18 protein-coding genes are annotated in these 24,217 nt (G+C 69.0%); 13 read left to right on the top strand and 5 right to left on the bottom strand.

What is annotated here, in order from left to right:
• Positions 1 to 8 precede the first annotated feature (8 nt).
• The 3 genes from wzt to wzm are packed head-to-tail and all read left to right on the top strand — an operon-like array spanning position 9 to position 2,549.
• Positions 9 to 818, top strand: coding sequence for a galactan export ABC transporter ATP-binding subunit Wzt/RfbE (gene wzt / locus G6N31_RS22760; RefSeq protein WP_098002223.1), 810 nt, complete (start codon positions 9 to 11; stop codon positions 816 to 818).
• Positions 805 to 1,722 carry a galactofuranosyltransferase GlfT1 gene (gene glfT1, locus G6N31_RS22755; RefSeq protein ID WP_234815193.1) on the top strand — a complete coding sequence of 306 codons (918 nt, stop codon included), beginning with the start codon at positions 805 to 807 and terminating at the stop codon, positions 1,720 to 1,722. Before wzt ends, glfT1 begins: the two co-directional genes overlap by 14 nt.
• Positions 1,719 to 2,549, top strand: coding sequence for a galactan export ABC transporter permease subunit Wzm/RfbD (wzm, locus tag G6N31_RS22750; protein ID WP_098002224.1), 831 nt, complete (start codon positions 1,719 to 1,721; stop codon positions 2,547 to 2,549). The genes glfT1 and wzm overlap by 4 nt, the downstream gene beginning before the upstream one ends.
• Before the next feature lie 4 nt (positions 2,550 to 2,553).
• On the opposite strand, the gene G6N31_RS22745 is transcribed toward wzm, so the two are convergent.
• Together G6N31_RS22745 and G6N31_RS22740 are read right to left on the bottom strand one after the other, a co-directional pair.
• The gene (locus G6N31_RS22745) at positions 2,554 to 2,994 is read right to left on the bottom strand and encodes a pyridoxamine 5'-phosphate oxidase family protein (protein WP_098002225.1); all 441 of its coding nucleotides are present in this window, start codon (positions 2,992 to 2,994) and stop codon (positions 2,554 to 2,556) included.
• 69 nt (positions 2,995 to 3,063) lie between these two features.
• On the bottom strand, positions 3,064 to 3,522 hold the full coding sequence (locus G6N31_RS22740) for a carboxymuconolactone decarboxylase family protein (RefSeq protein WP_098002226.1): 459 nt from the start codon (positions 3,520 to 3,522) through the stop codon (positions 3,064 to 3,066).
• A 50-nt stretch (positions 3,523 to 3,572) separates the two neighbouring features.
• Between G6N31_RS22740 and pdxR the strand changes: the two genes are divergently transcribed.
• Positions 3,573 to 4,979 carry a MocR-like pyridoxine biosynthesis transcription factor PdxR gene (gene pdxR, locus G6N31_RS22735; protein WP_098002227.1) on the top strand — a complete coding sequence of 469 codons (1,407 nt, stop codon included), beginning with the start codon at positions 3,573 to 3,575 and terminating at the stop codon, positions 4,977 to 4,979.
• 59 nt (positions 4,980 to 5,038) lie between these two features.
• Here the strand turns inward: pdxR and G6N31_RS22730 are convergent, their stop codons facing one another.
• Complete coding sequence (locus tag G6N31_RS22730) at positions 5,039 to 5,338, bottom strand: hypothetical protein (RefSeq protein ID WP_163722329.1); 300 nt, start codon at positions 5,336 to 5,338, stop codon at positions 5,039 to 5,041.
• Between the two features lie 198 nt (positions 5,339 to 5,536).
• Between G6N31_RS22730 and G6N31_RS22725 the strand changes: the two genes are divergently transcribed.
• From G6N31_RS22725 to G6N31_RS22685, 9 genes are read left to right on the top strand one after another with little or no spacing between them, the layout of a single operon-like run.
• Positions 5,537 to 7,168: an HNH endonuclease signature motif containing protein gene (locus G6N31_RS22725; protein WP_163722327.1), complete on the top strand. Its 1,632-nt coding sequence runs from the start codon at positions 5,537 to 5,539 to the stop codon at positions 7,166 to 7,168.
• Positions 7,169 to 7,204: 36 nt separating this feature from the next.
• A complete protein-coding gene (locus G6N31_RS22720; protein WP_098005261.1) occupies positions 7,205 to 7,600 on the top strand; it encodes a GtrA family protein in 396 nt (131 codons plus the stop codon).
• Between the two features lie 32 nt (positions 7,601 to 7,632).
• On the top strand, positions 7,633 to 9,015 hold the full coding sequence (gene dprE1, locus G6N31_RS22715) for a decaprenylphosphoryl-beta-D-ribose oxidase (RefSeq protein WP_098005262.1): 1,383 nt from the start codon (positions 7,633 to 7,635) through the stop codon (positions 9,013 to 9,015).
• Complete coding sequence (gene dprE2 / locus G6N31_RS22710) at positions 9,016 to 9,780, top strand: decaprenylphospho-beta-D-erythro-pentofuranosid-2-ulose 2-reductase (RefSeq protein ID WP_098005235.1); 765 nt, start codon at positions 9,016 to 9,018, stop codon at positions 9,778 to 9,780.
• Positions 9,780 to 11,654: a galactan 5-O-arabinofuranosyltransferase gene (locus tag G6N31_RS22705; protein WP_098005236.1), complete on the top strand. Its 1,875-nt coding sequence runs from the start codon at positions 9,780 to 9,782 to the stop codon at positions 11,652 to 11,654. The genes dprE2 and G6N31_RS22705 overlap by 1 nt, the downstream gene beginning before the upstream one ends.
• Before the next feature lie 34 nt (positions 11,655 to 11,688).
• Positions 11,689 to 14,907 (top strand): arabinosyltransferase domain-containing protein, encoded by a 3,219-nt coding sequence (locus tag G6N31_RS22700; RefSeq protein ID WP_098005237.1) that lies wholly within the window; start codon positions 11,689 to 11,691, stop codon positions 14,905 to 14,907.
• Between the two features lie 21 nt (positions 14,908 to 14,928).
• Complete coding sequence (locus tag G6N31_RS22695; RefSeq protein WP_098005238.1) at positions 14,929 to 18,171, top strand: arabinosyltransferase domain-containing protein; 3,243 nt, start codon at positions 14,929 to 14,931, stop codon at positions 18,169 to 18,171.
• Complete coding sequence (locus tag G6N31_RS22690; RefSeq protein WP_163722325.1) at positions 18,168 to 21,347, top strand: arabinosyltransferase domain-containing protein; 3,180 nt, start codon at positions 18,168 to 18,170, stop codon at positions 21,345 to 21,347. The genes G6N31_RS22695 and G6N31_RS22690 overlap by 4 nt, the downstream gene beginning before the upstream one ends.
• A gap of 43 nt (positions 21,348 to 21,390) precedes the next feature.
• Positions 21,391 to 22,524 carry a transporter substrate-binding domain-containing protein gene (locus G6N31_RS22685; RefSeq protein ID WP_098005240.1) on the top strand — a complete coding sequence of 378 codons (1,134 nt, stop codon included), beginning with the start codon at positions 21,391 to 21,393 and terminating at the stop codon, positions 22,522 to 22,524.
• A gap of 12 nt (positions 22,525 to 22,536) precedes the next feature.
• Here the strand turns inward: G6N31_RS22685 and G6N31_RS22680 are convergent, their stop codons facing one another.
• The gene (locus G6N31_RS22680) at positions 22,537 to 23,868 is read right to left on the bottom strand and encodes a serine/threonine-protein kinase (RefSeq protein WP_098005241.1); all 1,332 of its coding nucleotides are present in this window, start codon (positions 23,866 to 23,868) and stop codon (positions 22,537 to 22,539) included.
• A 1-nt stretch (position 23,869) separates the two neighbouring features.
• Positions 23,870 to 24,214, bottom strand: coding sequence for a hypothetical protein (locus G6N31_RS22675; RefSeq protein ID WP_098005242.1), 345 nt, complete (start codon positions 24,212 to 24,214; stop codon positions 23,870 to 23,872).
• Between the last annotated feature and the right edge of the window lie 3 nt (positions 24,215 to 24,217).

Genomic DNA, 24,217 nt, shown 5'->3' with positions numbered 1-24,217 from the left:
GACCCGGCGTGGCCGCTGATCCCGAACCCTTCATCCAAACGCGTAACGCCTGGGTCGAGTTTCCGATCTTCGACGCCAAGACCCGGTCGCTGAAGAAGGCGTTTCTGGGCAAGGCCGGCGGGGCCATCGGTCGCAACGAGTCCAACGTCGTGGTCATCGAGGCGCTGCGTGACATCACCATGTCGCTGAAGATGGGGGACCGGGTCGGACTCGTCGGGCACAACGGCGCCGGGAAATCCACGCTGTTGCGGCTGCTGTCGGGTATCTACGAGCCGACCCGCGGGGTGGCCACGGTACAGGGCCGCGTCGCCCCGGTGTTCGACCTCGGCGTCGGGATGGACCCGGAGATCTCCGGCTTCGAGAACATCATCATCCGTGGCCTGTTTCTCGGCCAGACCCGCAAGCAGATGCTGGCCAAGGTCGACGAGATCGCCGAGTTCACCGAGCTCGGCGACTACCTGTCGATGCCGCTGCGCACCTACTCGACCGGCATGCGGGTGCGGCTCGCCATGGGCGTGGTCACCAGCATCGACCCCGAGATCCTCCTGCTCGACGAGGGCATCGGTGCGGTCGACGCGGAGTTCCTCAAGAAGGCGCAGAGCCGGCTGGCCGAACTGGTGCAGCGTTCCGGCATCCTGGTGTTCGCAAGTCACTCCAATGAATTCCTCGCGCGGCTGTGCAACACCGCGATGTGGATCGACCACGGCACGGTGAAGATGGAGGGCGGTATCGAGGAGGTCGTGCGCGCCTACGAAGGCGAGGACGCCGCCCGTCATGTGCACGAGGTGCTCGAGGAGAACGCGCGTGACCGGTCCTGAGAAGGTCTGCACGGTCGTCGTCACCCACCGCCGTCCCGACGAACTGGCCAAGTCGCTGGATGCGATCACCGCGCAGAGCAGACGGCCCGACCATCTGATCGTCGTCGACAACGACTTCTCCGATGACGGGGACCCCCGGGTCCGTGATCTGGTGACCGGTCAACCCATGCCCACCACCTACCTGGGGTCACGCCGGAACCTGGGCGGCGCAGGCGGTTTCGCGCTGGGGATACTGCACGCGCTGGCCCTCGGCGCCGACTGGGTGTGGCTTGCCGACGACGACGGGCGCCCGCAGGATCCCGAGGTGCTGGCCACCCTGATCGCCTGCGCTCAGCGCCACGATCTTGCTGAGGTGTCGCCGATGATCTGTGATCTCGCCGATCCCGAGCGGCTGGCGTTCCCGCTCCGGCGGGGGCTGGTGTGGCGGCGCCGGGTCAGTGAGTTGCGCACCGACGCAACGCTTCCCGACTTCATGCCCGGTATTTCGCACCTGTTCAACGGAGCGCTGTTCCGCGCCGCCACGCTGGAGGCGGTCGGCGTGCCAGACCTGCGGTTGTTCATGCGCGGCGACGAGACCGAGATCCACCGCCGCCTCCTGCGCAGCGGCTTGCCGTTCGGGACCTGTCTGAACGCGGTGTATCTGCACCCCCAGGGCAGCGACGAGTTCCGGCCCATCCTGGGCGGGCGCATGCACACGCAGTATCCGGACAACGAGGCCAAACGGTTCTACACCTACCGCAACCGCGGGTATCTGCAGTCCCAACCCGGCATGCGCAAGCTGATCCCCCAGGAGTGGCTGCGCTTCGGCTGGTACTTCCTGATCACCCGGCGTGATCCGGCCGGCCTGCGGGAGTGGATCAGGTTGCGGCGGTTGGGCCGACGGGAGAGGTTCGGGGCTAGATGACCATCATGGACGCCGCGGCGCAGTCGAGGACCTTCACCCGCGCATGGGGTGATCTGGTCGAGGGCTACCGCAAACGGGAGCTGTGGCTGCACCTGGGTTGGCAGGACATCAAGCAGCGCTACCGGCGCTCGGTGCTCGGTCCGTTCTGGATCACCATCGCCACCGGCACCACCGCGGTCGCGATGGGCGGGCTGTACTCGATGCTGTTCAAACTCGAGCTCTCCGAGCATCTTCCGTACGTGACACTCGGTCTGATCGTCTGGAACCTGATCAACGCGTCGATACTGGAAGGCGCCGACGTCTTCGTCGCCAACGAGGGACTGATCAAACAGCTGCCGACGCCTCTTTCGGTGCACGTCTATCGGCTGGTGTGGCGGCAGATGCTGTTGTTCGCGCACAACATCATCATTTTCGTGATCATCGCGATCATCTTTCCCAAACCGTGGCATTGGACCGATCTCAGTTTCATTCCGGCGCTGGTGCTCATCGCGGCCAACTGTGTCTGGGTTGCTCTGTGTTTCGGCATTCTGGCCACGCGTTACCGCGACATCAGCCCGCTACTGGCCAGCCTGGTGCAGCTGCTGTTCTTCATGACGCCGATCATCTGGAACGAGTCGACGCTTCAGGCGCAGGGTGCGGGCGGCTGGGCCAAGATCGTCGAGCTCAACCCGCTGCTGCACTACCTCGACATCGTGCGCGCCCCGCTGCTGGGCGCCGACCAGGAGTTACGGCACTGGGTTGTCGTCCTGGCGCTCACCGTGATCGGCTGGACGTTCGCTGCGCTGGCGATGCGCCAGTACCGCGCGCGGGTCCCCTACTGGGTGTGACGGGTCAGCTGCTCAGTTCGGTGGCGTCGGGCTCGGGTCCGAACACGAAACGTCGGCCCGTCATGCTCTGCGGAGTGATCCGGACGAACCGTGATTTGGCGGTGGCGACCCACGGATACAACCCGGCCCGGTTGGCCTCCGCGGTTTCCGTCGCGCCGGACAGCAGCCGGGCTTTGCCGCGGACCACCACGCTCCACCCCTCGACGACGTTGTGGTCGTCGGCCTCGAACACCACATGCTCGTTGAGCACCGCGGTCAGCAACTTGGTGCCCTCCGCACTGCGGAAGAGCAGGGTCTTGCCCTGCACGACGAAGTTGACCGGAAAGATCTCGGTCCAATTGTCCACGGTCGTCACGAGCCTGCCCAGCGACACCCCGGCCAGCCGTTCCCAGCACTGGCCCTCGGTCAGCTCGGTTACCGGGGCCTCGGATGTGGTCGCGTCCATAACTTCCATGGTGTTCGCCCATAGGTGCTGTTCGTAGGGTCCAATGGCACTTTCCGGCACCCGGCGGCGTCAGCGACGCGGCAGCGGTGACTGGGCCACCGCGTTGATGCGGTTCCAAGCGTTGATCGTCACGGCCATCGCGACCACCTGCGCCAGTTCACGATCCGAGAACTCGGCGGCGGCCTGACGGTAGATCTCGTCGGAGACCCCGCCGTGGCCCAGCACCGTGACGGCCTCGGTGAGCGCGAGCGCCGCCCGCTCCCGTGCACTGAAGATGTCCCCGGCTTCGTCCCACGCCGCCAGGACATCGAGCTTCTGTTCGCTGACCCCGAGCTTGCGCGCGTCGCGGGTGTGCATGTCGAGGCAGAATGCGCAGCGGTTGAGCTGTGATGCGCGAATCTTGATGAGCTCCCCCAGTTCCGGATCGACGACTTTGGCAGCGGCGGTGGACAGCGTCATCATCGCGTCGTAGAGCTCGGGCGACGCCTTGTAGATCTTGAGTCGGGGTGGGGCCATCGTCTGTGTCATGCCCGCAACGCTAACGGTGCAGTGTCCCACTTAAGTGGTTTAATCAGCGCGTGACTTCGTGGGCCAATTCCAGCAGCCTCGATCTGCACCTGGAGGTCGGAGCAGATCTTGCGCCAGGCACCCGCGGCGCCAAGAACACCCTGATCACCGCGCTGCGCGACGCCGTCCGTTCGGGCCGGTTGCCGTCCGGCGCGCGGCTGCCGCCGTCGCGGGCACTGGCCGCGGATCTCGGTCTGGCTCGCAACACCGTCGCCGACGCCTACGCCGAGCTCGTCGCCGAGGGGTGGCTGGGCGCGCGGCAGGGTGCGGGCACCTGGGTGATCAGCGCGCCCCGCCCCATGGCACCCGCACGCCCCCGCGGCGTTCGCGGCGCGCCCGCCCACAATCTGATGCCCGGGTCCCCGGATGTGGCCGAGTTCCCGCGCAGTCAGTGGGTCGCATGTACGCGCCGCGCCCTGTCCCGTGCACCGAATGACGCTCTGCGGATGGGTGATCCGCGGGGACGGCCCGAGTTGCGAGAAGCCCTCGCCGAGTACCTGGCGCGGGCCCGGGGCGTGCGCACCTCCGCGGAATCGATCGTCATCTGCGCCGGCGTCCGACACGCGATTGAGCTGCTTGCCCGAGTGCTGGGTGGTCGGATGGCGCTGGAAGCCTACGGACTGCATCTTTTTCGTGACGCGATCGCGGCGTGCGGGGTCGACACGGTGCCGATCGGGGTCGATGACCACGGGGCCTGCGTCGAGCAACTCGACGCGCTGGACGTCGCCGCGGTGCTGCTGACCCCGGCGCATCACAATCCGCTGGGGATGGCGCTGCACTCATCGCGCCGCGCGGCTGTGGTCGAATGGGCGCAACGCACCGGCGGTTTCATTCTCGACGACGACTACGACGGGGAGTTCCGGTACGACCGCCAGCCGGTCGGTGCGCTGCAGGCGCTGTGCCCGGCACGGGTGGCGTATCTGGGTTCGACGAGCAAGAGTTTGTCGCAGGCACTGAGGTTGGGGTGGATGGCGCTGCCCGGCGAACTGGTCGACGCGGTGGTGGACGCCGCTGGCGGGCAACAGTATTACGTCGATGCGATCAGTCAGCTGACGTTGGCCGAGTTCCTCCGCAGCGGCTCCTACGACCGCCACATTCGCCGCATGAGATTGCGTTACCGGCGCCGACGCGACCTCCTCGTCGCCGCTCTGGAGCCGTTCCGGGTGTCGGTGAGCGGTCTGGCCGCGGGCGTGAACGCTGTGGTGACGCTACCGGCGGGGGCAGAGGCAGAGGTGCTGCGACGAGCCCGGGGCGCGGGCATCGCCGTCATGGGACTGTCGCTGATGCGCCATCCCGACGCCGATGCCGCGCTGGGAAATCCAGATGGCTTGATCGTCGGTTTCGCGGCGCCGGCAGAGCACGCCTTCGCCCCCGCGGTGACCGCGCTGTGCGCCGTCCTGCGCGACAGCGGCTTGTAGCCATGAGAAAAGGGGCGCCTCGGTGAGGCGCCCCTTCTCCGGTGTTCTGCGGGCTCGGATTACTTGACGTCGACGAAGTAGGTGCGCCCGGCGGGGACCTGGATGCGGTCATCGCCTTGGGCGTCCCACACCCACTCGGTGAACTCCGGGCCGGGGCGCACCGAGACCACGGTGGCCTCGCCCAGCGGGGTGCTGCCCTGACGGTTGACGATGACGCGGTTGCCCTCGGCCTCGAGCGCGCTGATGGTGGCCCCGGCGTCCCCGGAGCCCGACGGCGCGGCGGCAGCCGGGGCGGCCAATCCGAGCACGGCGATCGACAGTCCGGCGGCGGCGGTGGCGGCGATGGTGAAATTCTTCATTGCTCTATCCCTCGTTCGGGTCTCAAGCCGTGGAGCGAATCACGCGGTTTCGACATCTGGTGCGATCGTGATCGATCTGACCTGTTAAACCGGCAGGTCAGCGCTTTCATTCCACTGGCAGCAATTGGTTGCCGGTTGGCGGGATCTTGATTTTTTTGAGGCGCCGTGGTGTCGGTGGGCGGTGGCATAATCGAACACATGTTCGATATGCCGGGGGTGGGTGTAGTCGGGTCGCTGGATGCGGCCGGGCTGATCGACGCCGCCGGTGACTTCGCGCGGGCGGAGAACATGGCCGCGGCCCGCAAGCTGGCGGTGTTGGCCGAGTTGTTCGATCGGCGCACCGGGTTGGCCAGCGCGGCCGAGCGCAGCAGCTGGTGGCTGGATCCCGATGCCGCGGTGGCCGCCGAGTTGGCCGCCGCGATGGGGATCAGCCAGTCGCTGGCGTTGGTGCAGACCCACCGCGCGGTGGCGCTGCGCGACCGGCTGCCCAAGGTGGCGGCCCTGTTCGCCCAGGGCCTGATCAGTGACCTGCTGGTGCGCACCATCGTCTATCGCACCGAGTTGATCACCGACCCGAGTGCGATGGCCGCAGTCGACGACGCGGTGGCCCGTCAGGTCGGGTTCTGGGGGGCGTTGTCGCGCACCAAAACCGAGCAGGCCATCGACGCCACGGTCATCACCCATGATCCAGCCGCGCTGCGCGCGGCCAAGGACCACACCCCCGACCGCGCTGTGCAGTTCGGCAGCCCGTCTGATCCGGTGGGATTGGTCAGCATGTGGGCGCGCATGCACCCCGGCGACGCCGCAGCACTGCACGAACGCATCAACACCATCGCCCACACCGTCTGCGAGGCCGACCCCCGCACACTCGAGCAGCGCCGCAACGACGCCCTGGCCGCGATCGGCTACGGCCTCGACGCCCTGACCTGCAGCTGCGGCCTGCCCGACTGTACCGCCGCCGGCCACCCCCGCCCGGCACCCAACACCACCATCTACGTCATCACCGACACCACCACCCCTGAGCCCGCAACCGAGGCCGAGGCTGAGGCTGAGGGCGAGGGCGAGGGCGAGGGCGAGGGCGAGGGCGAGGGCGAGGGCGAGGGCGAGGCTAAGGCCGATGCCGATGCCGACGGGGATGAGGCTGGGCAGGCTGATCCCGACGTCGTGCCTGAGCCCGCACCAGCACCCGCACCGGCGCCCGCGTCGGTCGCCGCGCCTACGTCGAAGCCGGCGTTCCTGTTCGGCAAGGGCGTGCTCGCGCCCGCGGCGCTGCATCCGCTGCGCGACAACGCCCGCATCCGCGAGATCGTCCACCCCGGCGACAGCCCCGCCGAACCCCGCTACCTGCCCTCACGCGCGCTGGCCGAGTTCATCCGCTGCCGCGACCTGACTTGCCGCTTCCCCCACTGCGACATCGCAGCCACCCGCGCCGACATCGACCACACCGTGCCCTACCCCTGCGGACCCACCCACGCCTCAAACCTCAAATGCCTGTGCCGCTTTCACCATCTTCTGAAAACCTTCTGGACCGGCCCCGACGGCTGGTACGACCGCCAACACCCCGACGGCACCGTCGAATGGACCAGCCCCACCGGACACACCTACCTCACCAAACCCGGCAGCGCCCTGCTCTTCCCCACCCTGTGCACACCCACCGGCACCCTCTGGAGCAACGGCCCACCACCGACCCCCACCCCCGACCAGCGACGCGGCGCCATGATGCCCCGGCGCCGACTCACCCGCGCCCAAGCCCACACCCGCTACCTCACCGTCCTACGCAGACTCAACGGCGAAGGCCTCACCAAACCCGGCAACACACCGCCGTTCTGAGCGGCCCCGTAAGCTGCCCGGGTGGCCGAGCCCCCGATCTCACCGCAGTTGAGCCTCACCACCCAGGTCTGGCGCTTCCTGGTCACCGGCGGGCTGGCAGCCGTCGTCGATTTCGGCCTCTACGTGGCATTGCTGGCGGCCGGACTGCACGTCAACGTGGCCAAGACGCTCAGCTTCATCGCGGGCACCACCACCGCCTACCTGATCAACCGACGATGGACCTTCCAGGCTCCCCCGAGCACCAGAAGGTTCGTCGCGGTGGTGATCCTGTACGGCATCACCTATGCCGTCCAGGTCGGCATCAACTACCTCTTCTACATGGAATTCGAGGATCAGCCCTGGCGGGTGCCGGTGGCGTTCGTGATCGCACAGGGCACGGCGACGGTGATCAACTTCCTCGTGCAGCGCACGGTGATCTTCCGGCTCCGCTGAACGGCGGGCGGTTACCGGTACCCTCTGTGACGATGTTTGGCACCGAAGTTCCGACGACCCCGCGACGGCTCAGCGGATGGGGTCGCACCGCGCCGACCGTGGCGCAGGTGCTCGCGACGCCAGACCCCGAGGTCATCGTCAAGGCGGTCAGCCAAGCCGCCGACTCGCCCGACCGCGGTGTGCTCGCCCGGGGGCTGGGTCGCTCCTACGGCGACAACGCGCAGAACGGCGGCGGCCTGGTCGTGGACATGACCGCGCTCAACCGCATCCACACCATCAACTCCGACGACGCGCTGGTCGACGTGGATGCCGGCGTCAATCTCGACCAGCTGATGCGGGCCGCGTTGCCACTGGGGCTGTGGGTGCCCGTGCTGCCCGGTACCCGGCAGGTCACCGTCGGAGGTGCCATCGCCTGCGACATCCACGGCAAGAACCACCACAGCGCCGGCAGCTTCGGCAACCACGTGCGCGCCCTGGACCTGCTGACCGCCGACGGGCAGGTCCGCCACCTGACCCCCACCGGGGACGACAGCGAATTGTTCTGGGCCACCGTCGGCGGCAACGGACTGACCGGCATCATCCTGCGTGCCACCATCGCGATGACACCCACCGAGACCGCGTACTTCATCGCCGACGGGGACGTCACCAACAGCCTCGACGAAACCATCGCGTTCCACAGCGACGGCACCGAGGACAACTACACCTATTCCAGCGCCTGGTTCGACGCGATCAGCGCTCCGCCGAAGCTGGGCCGGGCGGTCATCTCCCGCGGCTCGCTGGCCACCGTCGACCAGCTGCCCCGCAAGCTTCAGAAGGCGCCATTGAAATTCGATGCCCCGCAATACTTCACGGCGCCCGACGTGTTTCCCAACGGGCTGGGCAACAAGTACACCTTCGGCACGATGACCGAGCTGTGGTACCGCATGGGCAAGACCTACCGCGGTAAGACGCAGAACCTGACGCAGTTCTACCACCCCCTCGACATGGTCGGGGAGTGGAACCGCGCCTACGGCAAAGTCGGTTTCGCGCAGTACCAGTTCGTCGTACCGACCGAGGCCGTCGACGAGTTCAAGCGCATCATGGTCGACATCCAGCGCTCCGGATTCCCGTCATTTCTCAACGTGTTCAAGCTGTTCGGTCCCGGCAACGAGGCACCGCTGAGTTTCCCGATCCCCGGGTGGAACGTCTGCGTCGACTTCCAGATCACGCCCGGACTCAACACCTTCCTCAACGGTCTCGACAAGAGGGTGCTCGAGTTCGGTGGACGGCTGTACACCGCCAAGGATTCCCGCACCACCGCGGAGAACTTCCACGCCATGTATCCGCGCATCGACGAGTGGATCTCGGTGCGGCGCAGCGTCGATCCCGATGGGGTCTTCGCCTCCGACATGGCCCGACGACTGGAGCTGCTCTAAATGGTCTTCGACGCAACAGGCAACCCGCAGACGATCCTGCTGCTCGGCGGTACGTCCGAGATCGGACTGGCGATCTGTGAGCGCTACCTGCGCGACGCCAGGGCCCGTGTCGTGCTGGCCTGTATGCCCGGCGATCCGCTGCGCGACGCGGCCAAGCAGCAACTGGAGGCGGCCGGCGCCAAAGAGGTCGAGGTGATCGACTTCGACGCCGTCGCCACCGACACCCACCCGGCGGTCATCGCGCAGGCTTGGGCCAGCGGAGATGTCGACGTCGCGATCGTCGCGTTCGGCCTGCTCGGCGACGCCGAAGAGCTCTGGCAGGACCAGCGCAAGGCTGTGCAGATCGCCGAGATCAACTACACCGCAGCGGTTTCGATCGGGGTACTGCTCGGCGAGAAGATGCGCGCGCAGGGCTCCGGACAGATCATCGCGATGAGTTCGGCTGCCGGAGAACGGGTCCGGCGATCCAACTTCGTCTACGGTTCCACCAAGGCCGGGCTGGACGGCTTCTACCTCGGACTCGGCGAAGCGCTGCGCGAGTTCGGGGTCCGGGTGCTGGTCATCCGGCCGGGGCAGGTGCGCACCAGAATGAGCGCCCACGTCAAGGAAGCACCGCTGACGGTGGACAAGGAGTATGTCGCCGAGCTGGCCGTGACATCGGCCGCGAAGGGCAAGGAGCTGGTCTGGGCGCCGGGCGCCTTCCGCTACGTGATGATGGTGCTGCGCCACATCCCGCGGCCGATCTTCCGCAAGCTGCCCATCTGATGCGCAGCGCCCTGGCCGCGCCGGTGAAAGTGGCCGGCCAGATGGTCGTCGCGGCTGCCGTGGCGGTGGCCGTCGCGGTGGTCAGCCTGCTCGCGATCGCACAGGTCGACTGGCCGGCCTACAACTCGTCGAATCAGCTGCACGCGCTGACCACCGTCGGTCAGGTGGGCGCTCTGGCCGGGCTGTTCGCCAGCGGGCTGCTGTGGCGGCGCGGCCGCCGGACCCTGGCCCGGATGGGCGCGCTGCTGTTCTTGGCGGCGTTCTCCGTCGTCACCCTGGCCATGCCGCTCGGCGCCACCCGGCTCTATCTGTTCGGCATCTCGGTCGACCAGCAGTTCCGCACCGAATACCTGACGCGGCTGACGGATTCGCCCGCCCTGAACGACATGACCTACATCGGGCTGCCGCCGTTCTACCCGCCGGGATGGTTCTGGCTCGGCGGTCGGCTGGCCGCGCTGACCGGCACGCCGGCCTGGGAGATGTTCAAGCCGTGGTCGATCATCTCGATCACGATCGCCATCGTGGTGGCTCTGGTGTTGTGGGCGGCCATGATCCGCTTCGAGTTCGCCTTGGTGGTGTCGGCGGCCACCGCCGCGGCCGCGCTGGCGTACTCCCCCGCCGAGCCGTACGCGGCGATCATCGCGGTGCTGCTGCCCCCAGTGTTCGTCCTGGCGTGGTCGGGGCTGCGCGGCAAGACCCGCAACGGCGGCTGGGCCGCCGTCGTCGGTACCGGCATCTTCCTCGGCGTCGCCGCGCTGTTCTACACCCTGCTGCTGGCCTACGCCGCACTGACGCTGACGGTGATGGCAGTGCTGGTGGCCGGGTCGCGCCGGCACTGGGAACCGCTGCTGCGGCTGGCTGCCATCGCGGCAATCTCGGGCCTGATCGCGTTGATCGGTTGGGGACCCTTCCTGCTGGCCGCTTCCCGCGGCACCCCCGCAGAGACCGGAACCGCCCAGCACTACCTGCCCAAGGACGGCGCCGAGCTCTCGTTCCCGATGCTGCAGTTCACCCTGCTCGGTGCGCTGTGCATGCTCGGCACGCTGTGGCTGGTCGTCTATGCGCGCACCTCCACCCGCGCGGGTGCGCTGGCCGTCGCAGTGCTGACGGTCTACCTGTGGTCGCTGCTGTCGATGCTGACCACGCTGGTCGGCACCACGCTGCTGTCCTTCCGCCTGCAGCCCATGCTCACCATCCTGCTCGCCGCCGCCGGCGCGTTCGGCTTCCTGGAAGTCACCCGCGCGGCAGCGGCACGCGTCCAACCGGGCAACGCCCACCGTGTCGTCGCCGTGGCCACCACCATCGGTGCGCTGGGGGCGGTGACGTTCAGCCAGGACATTCCGGACGTGCTCCGCTCCGACATCGCCGTCGCCTACAGCGACACCGATGGCTACGGCGACCGCGCCGACCGTCGGCCGCCCGGCGCGGTGCAGTACTACGGGGAGGTCGACGAACGCATTCGGGAAGTGACCGACCGGCCCCGCAACGAGACGGTGGTGCTCACCGCCGACTACAGCTTCCTGTCCTACTACCCGTACTACGGCTTCCAGGGGCTGACCTCGCACTACGCGAACCCTCTGGCGCAGTTCGAGGAGCGGGCCGCCGCGATCGAGCGGTGGGCCGAACTCACCGATGCCGAGGCGTTCGTCGAGGCTCTCGACACCCTGCCCTGGGAACCGCCGACGGTGTTCCTGATGCGCCGCGGCGCCAACGACACCTACACGCTGCGGCTGGCCGAGGACGTCTACCCGAACCAGCCCAATGTGCGGCGCTACCACGTGTCGTTCGACGAGGCGCTGTTCGACGACGAGTACTTCGACGTGTCCACGGTCGGCCCGTTCGTGCTGGCCATCCGCAAGCCAATTACCATCTAGCCCCGTGGTCCGACAGCCTCGCTCGGCGGAGCCGATGCCGCGAACAGGCACCAACCACCGCACCGTACGGCTGATCGCGATCGTCACGGGCCTGCTCGGCGCCTTGCTGGCGATCGCCACCCCGCTGCTGCCCGTCACCCAGACCACCGCGCAGCTCAACTGGCCCCAGGGCGGCGAGCTGGCAAGTGTCGACGCCCCGCTGATCGGCTATGTCGCCACCGACCTGACCGTCACCGTGCCGTGCAGCGCGGCGGCGGGTCTGGACCGGCCCGGCCGCACCGTGCTGCTCTCGACGGTGCCCAAGCAGGCGCCCAAGGCGATCGACCGCGGCCTGCTCATCGAACGCGTCAACGACGACCTGCTCGTCATCGTGCGCAACACCCCGGTGGTCAGCGCGCCGCTGGACCTGGTGCTCGGACCCGACTGTCAAGAGCTGACGTTCACCGCGCACGCCGACAAGGTGACCGGCGAGTTCGTCGGCCTGACCCAGGGCCAGGCCGACGCCACCACCGAGAACCCGGACGAGCCGCTGCGCGGCGAACGCGGCGGCTATGACTTCCGCCCGCAGATCGTCGGCGTGTTCACCGACCTGTCCGGCCCGGCGCCCCCGGGCCTGGAGTTCTCGGCCACCGTCGACTCGCGGTACAGCACATCGCCGACCGTGCTGAAGCTGCTGGCGATGATCATCGGCGTCGCGATGACGGTGACCTCGCTGGTCGCGCTGCACATGCTCGACCGCGCCGACGGCCGCCGGCACAAGCGGTTCCTGCCGTCCCGCTGGTGGTCGCTGTCGCCGCTGGACGGCCTGGTCACCGCGGTACTGGTGTGGTGGCACTTCGTCGGCGCCAACACCGCCGACGACGGCTACATCCTCACCATGGCGCGGGTGTCGGAGAACGCCGGCTACATGGCCAACTACTACCGCTGGTTCGGCACCCCGGAAGCCCCGTTCGGGTGGTACTACGACCTGCTGGCCCTGTGGGCGCACGTGTCCACCGCCAGCGTGTGGATGCGGTTGCCCACTCTTCTGATGGCTCTGGCGTGCTGGTGGCTGATCAGCCGCGAGGTCATTCCCCGGCTGGGCTCGGCGGTCAAGCACAGCCGCGCCGCCGCGTGGACGGCGGCCGGCCTGTTCCTGGCGTTCTGGGTGCCGCTGAACAACGGCCTGCGACCCGAGCCGATCATCGCGCTGGGCATCCTGCTGACCTGGTGCTCGGTCGAACGGGGTGTGGCCACCAGCCGGTTGCTCCCCGTCGCGGTGGCGATCATCATCGGTGCGCTCACGCTGTTCTCCGGACCCACCGGCGTTGCCGCGATCGGGGCTCTGCTGGTGGCCATCGGTCCGCTGAAAACGATTGTCAGCGCCCATGTCTCGCGATTCGGCTACTGGGCGTTGCTGGCTCCGATCGCCGCGGCCGGCACCGTCACCCTGTTCTTGATCTTCCGGGACCAGACACTGGCCAGCGAGCTGCAGGCCAGCAGCTTCAAGTCGGCCGTCGGCCCCAGCCTGGCCTGGTTCGACGAACACATCCGCTACTCCCGGCTGTTCACCACCACCCCCGACGGCTCCGTCGCCCGCCGGTTCGCGGTGCTGACGCTGCTGCTCGCGCTGGCCGTCGCGGTCGCGATGTCGCTGCGCAAGGGCCGGATCCCCGGCACCGCGCTGGGGCCGAGCCGGCGCATCATCGGCATCACCATCATCTCGTTCCTGGCGATGATGTTCACCCCGACGAAGTGGACCCACCACTTCGGGGTGTTCGCCGGGCTGGCCGGCTCGCTGGGTGCGCTGGCCGCCGTCGCCGTCTCGGCGGCCGCGATGCGTTCGCGGCGTAACCGCACGGTCTTCGCCGGAGCAGTGCTGTTCGTCACCGCGCTGTCCTTCGCGACGGTCAACGGCTGGTGGTACGTCTCCAACTTCGGGGTGCCCTGGTCCAACGCGTTCCCCGAGTGGCACTTCGGCTTCACCACCATCCTGCTGGGCCTTTCGGTGCTGACCCTGCTGGTGGCCGCGTGGTTGCACTTCACCGGCCGTGGCGACCCTCCGACCAACGGCGGGCGCCGGTGGCGGTCGGTGGCGCAGGCCCCGTTGGCAATCGTCACCTGGGCGCTGGTCGCCTTCCAGGTGGTGTCGCTGACCGTGGCGATGATCGGGCAGTACCCGGCCTGGACCGTGGGCCGCTCGAACCTGCAGGCCCTGACCGGCAAGACCTGCGGCATGGCCGAGGACGTGCTGGTCGAGCAGGACCCGACCGCGGGTCTGCTGTCGCCGATCGGGGCGACGGTCGGTGACGCGCTGGGCGCCGAGACCGCAGAAGGCTTTCGCCCCAACGGCATTCCGTCCGACATCTCCGCCGACCCGGTGATGGACCAGTCGGGCGCGACCAACTTCGCCGACAGCGACAACGACAGCGGGACGGGCACGGGCGGCGAAACCGGCACCGAAGGCGGCACCACCGTCGCAGCCGGCGTCAACGGCTCCCGTGCGCGGCTGCCCTACGGCCTGGATCCCGCGCGGACCCCGGTCCTGGGCAGCTGGCGCGCCGGTACCCAACAGCCGGCGTCGCTGCGCTCGGCCTGGTATCGGCTCCCCGACGACTGGCGCGACCGCGACCGCTCCGACTCGCTGCTGGTGATCGCCGCGGCCGGACGCTTCGATTCCAGCGAGGTCGTCGTGCAGTACGCCGGCCCCGACGGCGAACCGGCGGGCACCGTCGAGTTCGGCGACGTCGGCGCGGCGCCGGCCTGGCGCAACCTGCGAGCCCCGCTGACCGCCATCCCGGCCGACGCCACCCAGATCCGGGTCGTCGCCAGTGACGACGACCTCGATCCGCAGCACTGGATCGCCGTCACCCCACCGCGCATCCCGAGCCTGCGCACGCTGCAGGACGTGGTCGGCTCGACCGATCCGGTGCTGCTCGACTGGCTGGTCGGCTTGGCGTTCCCGTGCCAGCGGCCGTTCGACCACCGCAACGGCGTCATCGAGGTGCCCAAGTGGCGCATCCTGCCCGACCGCTTCGGGGCCGAAGCCAACTCGCCGGTGATGGACTACCTCGGCGGCGGCCCGCTGGGCATCACCGAACTGCTGCTGCGTGCCACCTCGGTGCCCACCTACCTCAAGCACGACTGGTTCCGGGACTGGGGAGCGCTGCAGCAGCTCACGCCGTACTACCCGGACGCCGAACCGGCCCGGTTGGATCTCGGTTCGGCAACGCGCAGCGGCCTGTGGAGCCCGGCGCCGCTGCGGCTGAGCTGACGGCGTCTACCATCGAGCCTCGTGCCCGCCCCGACCGCCCGTCTTGTCGCGTTCGTCGCCGGGCTGCTCGGAATTGTGCTGTGCGCGTTGACGCCGCTGCTGCCCGTCACCCAGACCACCGCGACCATCCCATGGCCGCAGGCCGTCGACGATGACGGATTCGTCGAGGACATCACCGCCCCGCTGGTGTCCGGGGCGCCGCGCTCCCTGAGCCTGACCATTCCCTGCCGGGCCGTCGCGAGCATGCCCGCCGACGGCGGGGTGGTGCTCTCGACGATCCCGGCCGGCGGCATCGACGCCGGCCGCAACGGACTGTTCGTCCGGGCCAACGACGACGTCGTCTACGTCGCGTTCCGCGACACGGTGGCCGCGGTGGCGCCGCGCGCCGAGGTGGACGCCGGTGCGTGCAGCGAGCTGCGAATCTGGGCCGACGTCGCCGCTGTCGGCGCCGACTTCGTCGGCATCCCGGGCGCCACCGGCACACTGAGCGTCGACAAGCGACCGCAGGTGGCCGGTGTCTTCACCGACCTGGAGGTCGGCACGGACGCCGGGCTGGCCGGCCGGATCGAGGTGGACACCCGCTTCATCACCTCGCCGACCCCGCTGAAGACCGTCGTGATGGTGCTCGGCGTGCTGTGCGTGCTCGCATCGATCGTCGCGCTGGCGCTGCTCGACCGCGCCGGGGGCCGACGCCCGCCGACGCGGTGGCGCCGGGTCGGGCTGTCGACCTGGCTGGCCGACGCCGGCGTCGTCGGTGCTCTGCTGGTGTGGCACGTGGTGGGCGCGCAGTCGTCCGACGACGGCTACAACCTGACGATCGCGCGGGTGTCGTCGGAGGCCGGCTACCTGACCAACTACTTCCGGTACTTCGGCGCGTCGGAAGCGCCGTTCGACTGGTATCAGAGCGTGCTGGCCCAGCTGGCGGCGGTGAGCACGGCCGGCGTGTGGATGCGGCTGCCCGCCACCCTCGCAGCCATCGGGACGTGGCTGGTCATCAGCCGATGCGTGTTGCCGCGGCTGGGCCGCCGGATCGCCGACAACAAGATCGCCGTGTGGACCGGCGCCGCGGTGTTCCTGGCGGCCTGGCTGCCGTTCAACAACGGGCTGCGGCCCGAACCACTGATCGCGTTCGGCACCGTCGCGGTCTGGATGCTCGTGGAACGAACAATCGGTACCCGGCGGTTGTGGCCCGCCGCGGTGGCGGTTGTGGTCGCGATGTTCTCGATCACGCTCGCTCCGCAGGGTCTGATCGCGCTGGCACCGCTGCTGGTCGGGGCCCGGGCGATCACCCGGGTGATCTCCGCGCGCCGGGCCGTGGCCGGCGTGGGCGCCACGGTGACGCCGCTGGTGGCGGCCGCGTCCCTGGTGTTCGTGATCGTGTTCCGTGACCAGACGCTGGCCACGGTCGCCGAATCGGTACGCATCAAGTACGTCGTCGGGCCGACTCTGCCGTGGTATCAGGAGTTCCTGCGCTATTACTTCCTCACCGTCGAGGACAGTGTGGACGGGTCCCTGTCGCGGCGCTTCTCGGTGCTGATCCTGCTGCTGTGCCTGTTCGGCCTGATCATGGTGCTGCTGCGGCGCGGCAAGGTGCCCGGCGCCGTCGGCGCGCCGCTGTGGCGGCTGACCGGTACCACCGCGGTGGGGCTGCTGCTGCTCACGCTGACGCCGACCAAGTGGGCGGTTCAGTTCGGCGCTTTCGCCGGCCTGGCCGGCGCGCTCGGCGCGGTCACCGCGTTCGCGTTCGCCCGGGTGGGACTGCACTCCCGACGCAACCTGGCGCTGTATGTCACCGCGCTGCTGTTCGTGCTGGCCTGGTCCACCTCGGGAATCAACGGCTGGTTCTATGTCGCCAACTACGGGGTGCCGTGGTTCGACAAGCAGCCGGTGATCTTCGGCTACCCGGTGACCACGATCTTCCTGGTGCTGGCCATTGTCGGCGGCCTGCTGGCCGGCTGGCTGCACTTCCGGATGGACTACGCCGGGCACACCCAGGTCGCCGACACCGGCCGGAACCGGGCGCTGGCCTCGACGCCGCTGCTGATCGTCGCGACCATCATGGTGGTGCTCGAGCTCGGCTCGATGGTCAAGGCCACCGTGGGCCGCTACCCGGTCTACACCACCGGTGCGGCCAACCTGGCCGCGTTGACCTCCGGACTGCAGGGCACCAGCTGCGGGATGGCCGACCACGTCCTCGTCGAGCCCGATACCAACGCCGGCATGCTGGAGCCGGTCCCCGGCCAGCGGTTCGGCGAGTACGGTCCCCTCGGCGGCGAGGACCCGATCGGGTTCACCCCCAACGGGGTCAGCGACACTCTCGAACCGGCCGAGCCGGTGGCCGCCAACCCCGGCACCGTGAACTCCGACGGCCCGGTCGACAAACCCAACATCGGCGTCGGTTTCGCCGCCGGCACCGGCGGCGGCTACGGCCCCGAGGGGGTGAACGGGTCGCGGGTGTTCCTGCCGTTCGGCCTGGACCCCGACCGCACCCCGGTGATGGGCAGCTTCGACGAGAACACCCTGGCCGCCGAGGCCACCTCGGCGTGGTATCAGCTGCCGCCCCGCACCCCGGACCGGCCGTTGGTGACCGTCGCCGCCGCGGGGGCGATCTGGTACTACGAGGAGGACGGCTCGTTCAACTACGGCCAGTCGCTGAAGCTGCAGTGGGGGGTGCACCGCCCGGACGGCTCCTACCAGGCGCTGGGCCAGGTGCAGCCGATCGACATCTTTCAGCAGAAGGCGTGGCGCAACCTGCGCTTCCCGCTGTCGTGGGCGCCGCCGGAGGCCAACGTGGTGCGCATCGTCGCCGACGACCCGAACCTGTCCGAGGACCAGTGGTTCGCGTTCACCCCGCCGCGGGTGCCGGTGCTGCAGACCGCCGGCGAGTACCTCGGGTCGCAGACCCCGGTGCTGATGGACATCGCGACCGCGTCGAACTTCCCGTGCCAGCGGCCGGCTTCCCAGCACCTCGGCGTCGCCGAGCTGCCCGAGTACCGGATCCTGCCGAACTTCAAGCAGGTGGTGGCCTCGTCGAACCAGTGGCAGTCCGCCGAGGACGGCGGCCCGTTCCTGTTCATCCAGGCGTTGCTGCGCACCGCGACGATCCCGACCTATCTGCGCGGCGACTGGTACCGCGACTGGGGTTCGATCGAGCGCTATCTGCGGGTGGTGCCCGCTGACGAGGCGCCGAACGCGGCGATCGAGGAAGGAACGACGCGAGTGTTCGGCTGGAGTCGCGGCGGACCGATCAGGGCGCTGCCGTGAGTAGGGACGTCAAGACGGCGCGGTGGGTCGCCACGATCGCCGGCCTGCTCGGGTTCCTGCTGGCCGTCGCGACGCCGCTGCTGCCCGTCACGCAGACCACCGCGACGCTGAACTGGCCGCAGGGCGGGCAGCTCGACAACGTCACCGCGCCGCTGATCAGCCAGGCGCCGGTGAGCCTGACCGCGACGATCCCGTGCTCCGCGGTCGCCGACATGCCCGCCGACGGCGGGCTGCTGCTGGGCACCGCGCCCGCCGAGGGCCGCGACGCGGCGCTGAACGCGATGCTGGTCAACGTCACCGACGAACGCGTCGACGTGATCGTGCGCAACGTCGTGGTGGCCAGCGTCGACCGCGAGCGGATGGGCGGTTGCTCGACCATCGAGATCACCTCGAACCTGGACGGCACCTACGCCGACTTCGTCGGCCTGACCCAGACCTCCGGTGAGGACGCCGGTGCGCCGCAACGCACCGGCTACTCCGACCCGAACCTGCGGCCGGCCATCGTCGGCGTGTTCACCGACCTCGTCGGGCCGGCCCCGCCGGGTCTGTCGCTGTCGGCGACCATCGACACCCGTTTCACCACCCAGCCGACCCCGCTGAAGCTGGCCGCGATCCTGCTGGCGATCGTCTGCACCGCGGTGGCGCTGCTGGCGCTGTGGCGGCTGGACCGCCTCGACGGCAGGCGGATGCGACGGCTGATCCCGACCCGCTGGCGGACCGCCAGCCCGGTCGACGGGGTGGTCGTGGGCGGGTTCGCGCTCTGGTATGTCATCGGCGCCAACTCCTCCGACGACGGCTACATCCTGGGCATGGCCCGGGTGGCCGAACATGCCGGCTACATGTCGAACTACTTCCGCTGGTTCGGCAGCCCGGAGGACCCGTTCGGCTGGTACTACAACCTGCTGGCGTTGATGACCCAGGTCAGCACCGCCAGCATCTGGATCCGGCTGCCAGATCTGGTGTGCTCGCTGATCTGCTGGCTGCTGCTGTCCCGCGAGGTCCTGCCCCGGCTCGGGCCCGCGGTGCTGGCCAGCCGTCCCGCCCTGTGGGCAGCCGGGCTGGTCCTGCTGGGCGCGTGGATGCCGTTCAACAACGGGCTGCGCCCGGAGGGCCAGATCGCCACCGGCGCGCTGATCACCTATGTGCTGATCGAACGTGCGATCAGCTCGGGCCGGCTGACCCCCGCCGCCTTCGCGATCATCACCGCCGCGTTCACCCTCGGTATCCAGCCGACCGGCCTGATCGCGGTCGCGGCCCTGGTGGCCGGCGGCCGGCCCATCCTGCGCATCCTGATGCGCCGCCGGCAATGGGTGGGTACCTGGCCTCTGCTGGCACCGCTGCTGGCCGCGGGCACCGTGATCCTGGCGGTGGTGTTCGCCGATCAGACGTTGGCAACGGTGCTGGAAGCCACCAGGATTCGCACCGCGATCGGCCCCAGCCAGGAGTGGTACACCGAGAACCTGCGCTACTACTACCTGGTCCTGCCGACCGTCGACGGCGCCATCTCGCGCCGTTTCGCGTTCCTGTTCACCGCGATGTGCCTGTTCCCGTCGCTGTTCATGATGCTGCGACGCAAGCGCGTGCCCGGCGTGGCGCGTGGTCCGGCCTGGCGGCTGATGGGCGTCATCTTCGCCACCATCTTCTTCCTGATGTTCACGCCGACCAAGTGGATCCACCATTTCGGGTTGTTCGCCGCGGTCGGTGCGGCGATGGCCGCGCTGGCCACGGTGCTGCTGTCACCGGCGGTGCTGCGCTCCGCGCGCAACCGGATGGTGTTCCTGGCGTTGGTGTTCTTCGTGCTGGCCTTGTGTTTCGCCTCCACCAACGGGTGGTGGTACGTCTCCAACTTCGGTGTGCCGTTCAACAATTCGGTGCCGCAGCTGGGCGGCGTCACGGTCAGCGGGGTGTTCTTCGCACTCTTCGCGCTCACCGCGTTGTGGGCGTTCTGGTTGCACGTCTTTCCCGGACGCCGATCCCGGGTGGTCGACAAACTCACCGCCGCCCCGATCCCGATCGCCGCGGGATTCATGGTGACGGTGTTCGTGGCGTCGATGGCGGTGGGGGTCGTCCGCCAGTACCCGACGTACTCCAACGGCTGGGCCAACATTCGCGCCTTCGCGGGCGGCTGCGGACTGGCCGACGACGTGCTCGTCGAACCCGACTCGAACGACGGCTTCCTGCAGGCGCTCCCGGGTCAGCCGTCGGGTCCGTTGGGCCCGCTGGGCGGGGCGAACCCGATGGGCTTCTCCCCCAACGGCGTTCCCGAGCGGATCATCGCCGAGGCGATCCGGCTCAACAATCCGCAGCCCGGCACCGACTACGACTGGAACCGTCCGGTCGAGCTGTCACGACCGGGGATCAACGGCTCCACCGTGCCGCTGCCGTACGGCCTGGACCCCACCCGGGTGCCCGTCGCGGGGACCTATTCCGAAGGGGCGCAGCAGGAGAGCAAGCTGGCCTCGTCGTGGTACGAACTGCCGCCGGCCGACGATGCGCACCCGCTGCTGGTCATCACCGCGGCGGGAACCATCGCCGGACGCAGCGTCGCCGAAGGATTCACCTCCGGGCAGACCGTGGAACTGGAGTATGCGACCGCCGGGCCGGACGGTGCGCCGATGCCCGCGGGGCGGGTCAGCCCGTACGACATCGGCCCCACCCCGTCGTGGCGCAACCTGCGCTACCCCCGCGCGCAGATTCCCGCCGACGCGGTCGCGGTCCGGGTGATCGCCGAGGACCTCGATCTCGGGCAGGGCGACTGGGTCGCGGTGACGCCGCCACGGGTGCCCGAACTGCGCTCGGTCCAGGAGTACGTGGGCTCCGAGGAACCGGTGCTGATGGACTGGGCGGTCGGTCTGGCGTTCCCGTGCCAGCAGCCGATGCTGCACGCCAACGGGGTCACCGAGATCCCGAAGTTCCGGATCTCGCCGGACTACTACGCCAAACTGCAGAGCACCGACACCTGGCAGGACGGCCTCAACGGCGGGTTGCTGGGCATCACCGATCTGCTGCTGCGGGCTTCGGTGATGTCGACCTATCTGTCCCAGGACTGGGGCCAGGATTGGGGCTCGCTGCGCCGCTTCGACACCATCGTCGACGCGGAATCCGCCGAGATCGAGTTGGGCGAGGCCACCCGCTCCGGGCTGTACTCGCCCGGTCCGATCCGGATCCAGCCATGACCGTGGGTTAGGGTCACCTCCGAGACGAAGGAGTGATTCGCCCGTGGGCGCCCGCCGATTTGCTGTTGTCCTGGCCCTGTTGTGGGGGGCTCTGCTCGCGGCGCCGCCGGCGGCCGCCCAGCCGGGCACCGAGACCGCCGATCCCGAACCGGTGACCGTGGCGATCCATCCGCTCGAGCCCTTCGTCATGGAGACCAGCGGCGGGGAGCTGACCGGGTTCAGCATCGATCTGTGGAACGAGATCTCCAACCGCCTGGACGTGCCGACCGAGTTCCTGCGCACCGACAACGTCGCCGGCCAGCTGTCCGCGGTGGCCGACAACCGCGCCGACGTGGCGATCGGTGCCATCTCGCTGACCGCCGATCGCGAGCAGCGCTTCGACTTCTCCCAACCGACGCTCGACGGCGGGCTGCAGATCATCGTGCCCGTGCACGATACCCGGCCCGCGGTGCCCGGTCTGGGCGGGTACCTCGATCTGCTGTTCTCCCGCACCATGTTGATCTGGCTCAGCGCGGCCGTGGTCGTCAGTGTGATTCCGGCACACGTGTTCTGGCTGCTCGAGCGCCGCGTCGCCAAGCCGGTGGTGTCACGGTCCTACTTCCCCGGCATCTTCCAGTCGTTCAGCTGGGGCATCGGCTCGCTGGTCGGGAAGAACAGCACCACCGCGACGACGACGATCACCCGGTCACTGGCGATCCTGTGGGGATTCGCGGGCATCGTGTTCATCTCGTTCTACTCGGCCAACCTCAGCGCCACGCTGACGGTGGCCAAGCTGGACGCCAAGATCACCGGTCCGGCCGACCTCTACGAGAAATCGGTGGCCACCGTGACCGACACCACCGCGGCGACGTTCCTGCGCAGCATGGGCATCGACGCCACCGAGACCGACACCATCGAGGACTCCTACCACCTGCTGCGCGAAGAAGGCTACGACGCGGTGGTGTTCGACTCCCCCGTGCTGCGCTACTACGTGGCCCATCGGGGCGAAGGCGTCGCGGTGCTGGCCGGGCCGGTCTTCCAGGAGGAGAACCAGGGCTTCGTGTTCAACATCGACAGCCCGCTGCGCAAACCGATCAACCAGGCGCTGATCCGGATGCGCGAGGACGGCACCTACAACATCATCAAGGAGAAGTGGTTCGGCGACGACGTCGCCGCCACCGCCGGCGACACGAACTGACCGCGCCCGCAGTCAGCCGTCGTTGGCGCCCGGATTCGCGTTCTCCTGCAGGATGTCGTCGTGACAGTCGACCTGGCTCTTGCCGGTCTGCTCCATGCACACCAGTACCGGGGTGTCACCGTTCGAGACGGGCGCGGCGCTGGGATGGGCGATCTGCCCGGGATACAGCGACCACAACGGCTCGCCCGACGAGGCCAGGCGCGCGCAATAGGCCGGCTGGCCGCCCTCGGTCAGGCCCGCGGCGCCCAGCGTGGCGCAGTCCGCGCCGACCACCACCACCGGTAGCGCGACCCCACCCGGCGTCGACGGGGCCGCCTCGCTGCGGCCCTGCCGCCGCTCGTACTGCGCCAGGAACACCACCGCGGCGATCGCGGTCAGCGCCAGCACCGCGGCGGCCGAGATCACCAGCCAGCGGCGTGATCTCGGCGCCGCCGACCGGGTCCGGGAGTGCCGGGGGCCGGTCTCGGCGACGGCATACCGGGTGGCATCGGGATCGGCGGTGATCGCGCTGCGGTTGGCCAGCGCGCGGGCGAAGTCCACACAGCGGTCGAACCGGTCAGCGGGCACCTTGGCCAGGGCCTTGGCGAACACCGTTCCCAGCGAGGACAACTCGGGGCGATGGTCGGAGATCGACGGCGGCTTGGCGGTCAGGTGCCGGCTGATCACGATGGCCGGGTTGTCGTGCTTGAACGGCGGCGCACCGGTCAGCAGCTGAAACGCCGTGGCCGCCAGCGCGTACTGGTCGGCTCGACCGTCGATGTGCTCGTCGGCGGTCAACTGTTCGGGCGCGGAGTAAGCCACCGTGCCGACGGTCATGTCGGTCCCGGTCAGGGCACTGACCTCACCGAGGCGGCGCGCAATCCCGAAGTCGGCCAGCATGATCCGCTCGTTCTCGGTTTCCGGATCGGCGATCAGGATGTTGGCCGGCTTGACGTCGCGATGCAACAGGCCGCGTTGGTGGGCATAGTCGAGCGCCTCGGCCACGGCGGTGACGATCCGGATCACCAACTCCGGCGGCATCCCACCGGGGTACCGCTCGGCGAGCAGTTGCGCCGCGTCGGTGCCCTCGACGTGGTCCATCGAGATCCACAGTCGCCCGTCGAACTCACCACGGTCGTGCACGGCGACGATGTGGGGGTGCCACAGCGTGGCGGCGATCTCGGCCTCCCGGTGGAACCGCTGCCGGTACTCGTCGTCGGCGCAGACGGCGGCCGAAAGCACTTTGAGCGCGTCGTAGCGCGGCAACCTCGGGTGCTTGGCCAGATACACCTCACCCATGCCCCCCGACCCCAGCAGCCGGGCGATCGTGTATCCCGAGATCACCTCGCCGTCACTCAGCGGCATGTCACGACCGCTCACGGAATCGCTGCCGGAAACCGCGCGCCTCGACCGGGACGGGGCGCGCCTCCTGCCGGATCAGTGCGCGCAGGTCCACCCCGTCGATCACCTTGTTGGCCAGCCCGACCAGGTCCATCCGGGCGATCACCGCGTCGAAGGTCTCGGCGGTGATCCGGTCACGCACCAACCGGTCCACGTCGAGTTCCTCGACGACCACCGCGACGGCCAGCGACACCAGTGCCCTGGCTTCGTGACGGCCCCGGGTGAACAGACCCCCGACCACAGGCAGCGCCTCGCACGTCCGGTACGCAGCGACCAGCGCGGACTGCGGTGCGCCGGGATCGTCGTCCATGTC

The sequence above is a fragment of the Mycolicibacterium duvalii genome (assembly GCF_010726645.1).
GTDB classification, from domain to species: Bacteria; Actinomycetota; Actinomycetes; order Mycobacteriales; family Mycobacteriaceae; genus Mycobacterium; species Mycobacterium duvalii.
Note: the sequence above shows the minus strand (reverse complement) of the source record. Positions and strands in the feature narration are given on the sequence as shown.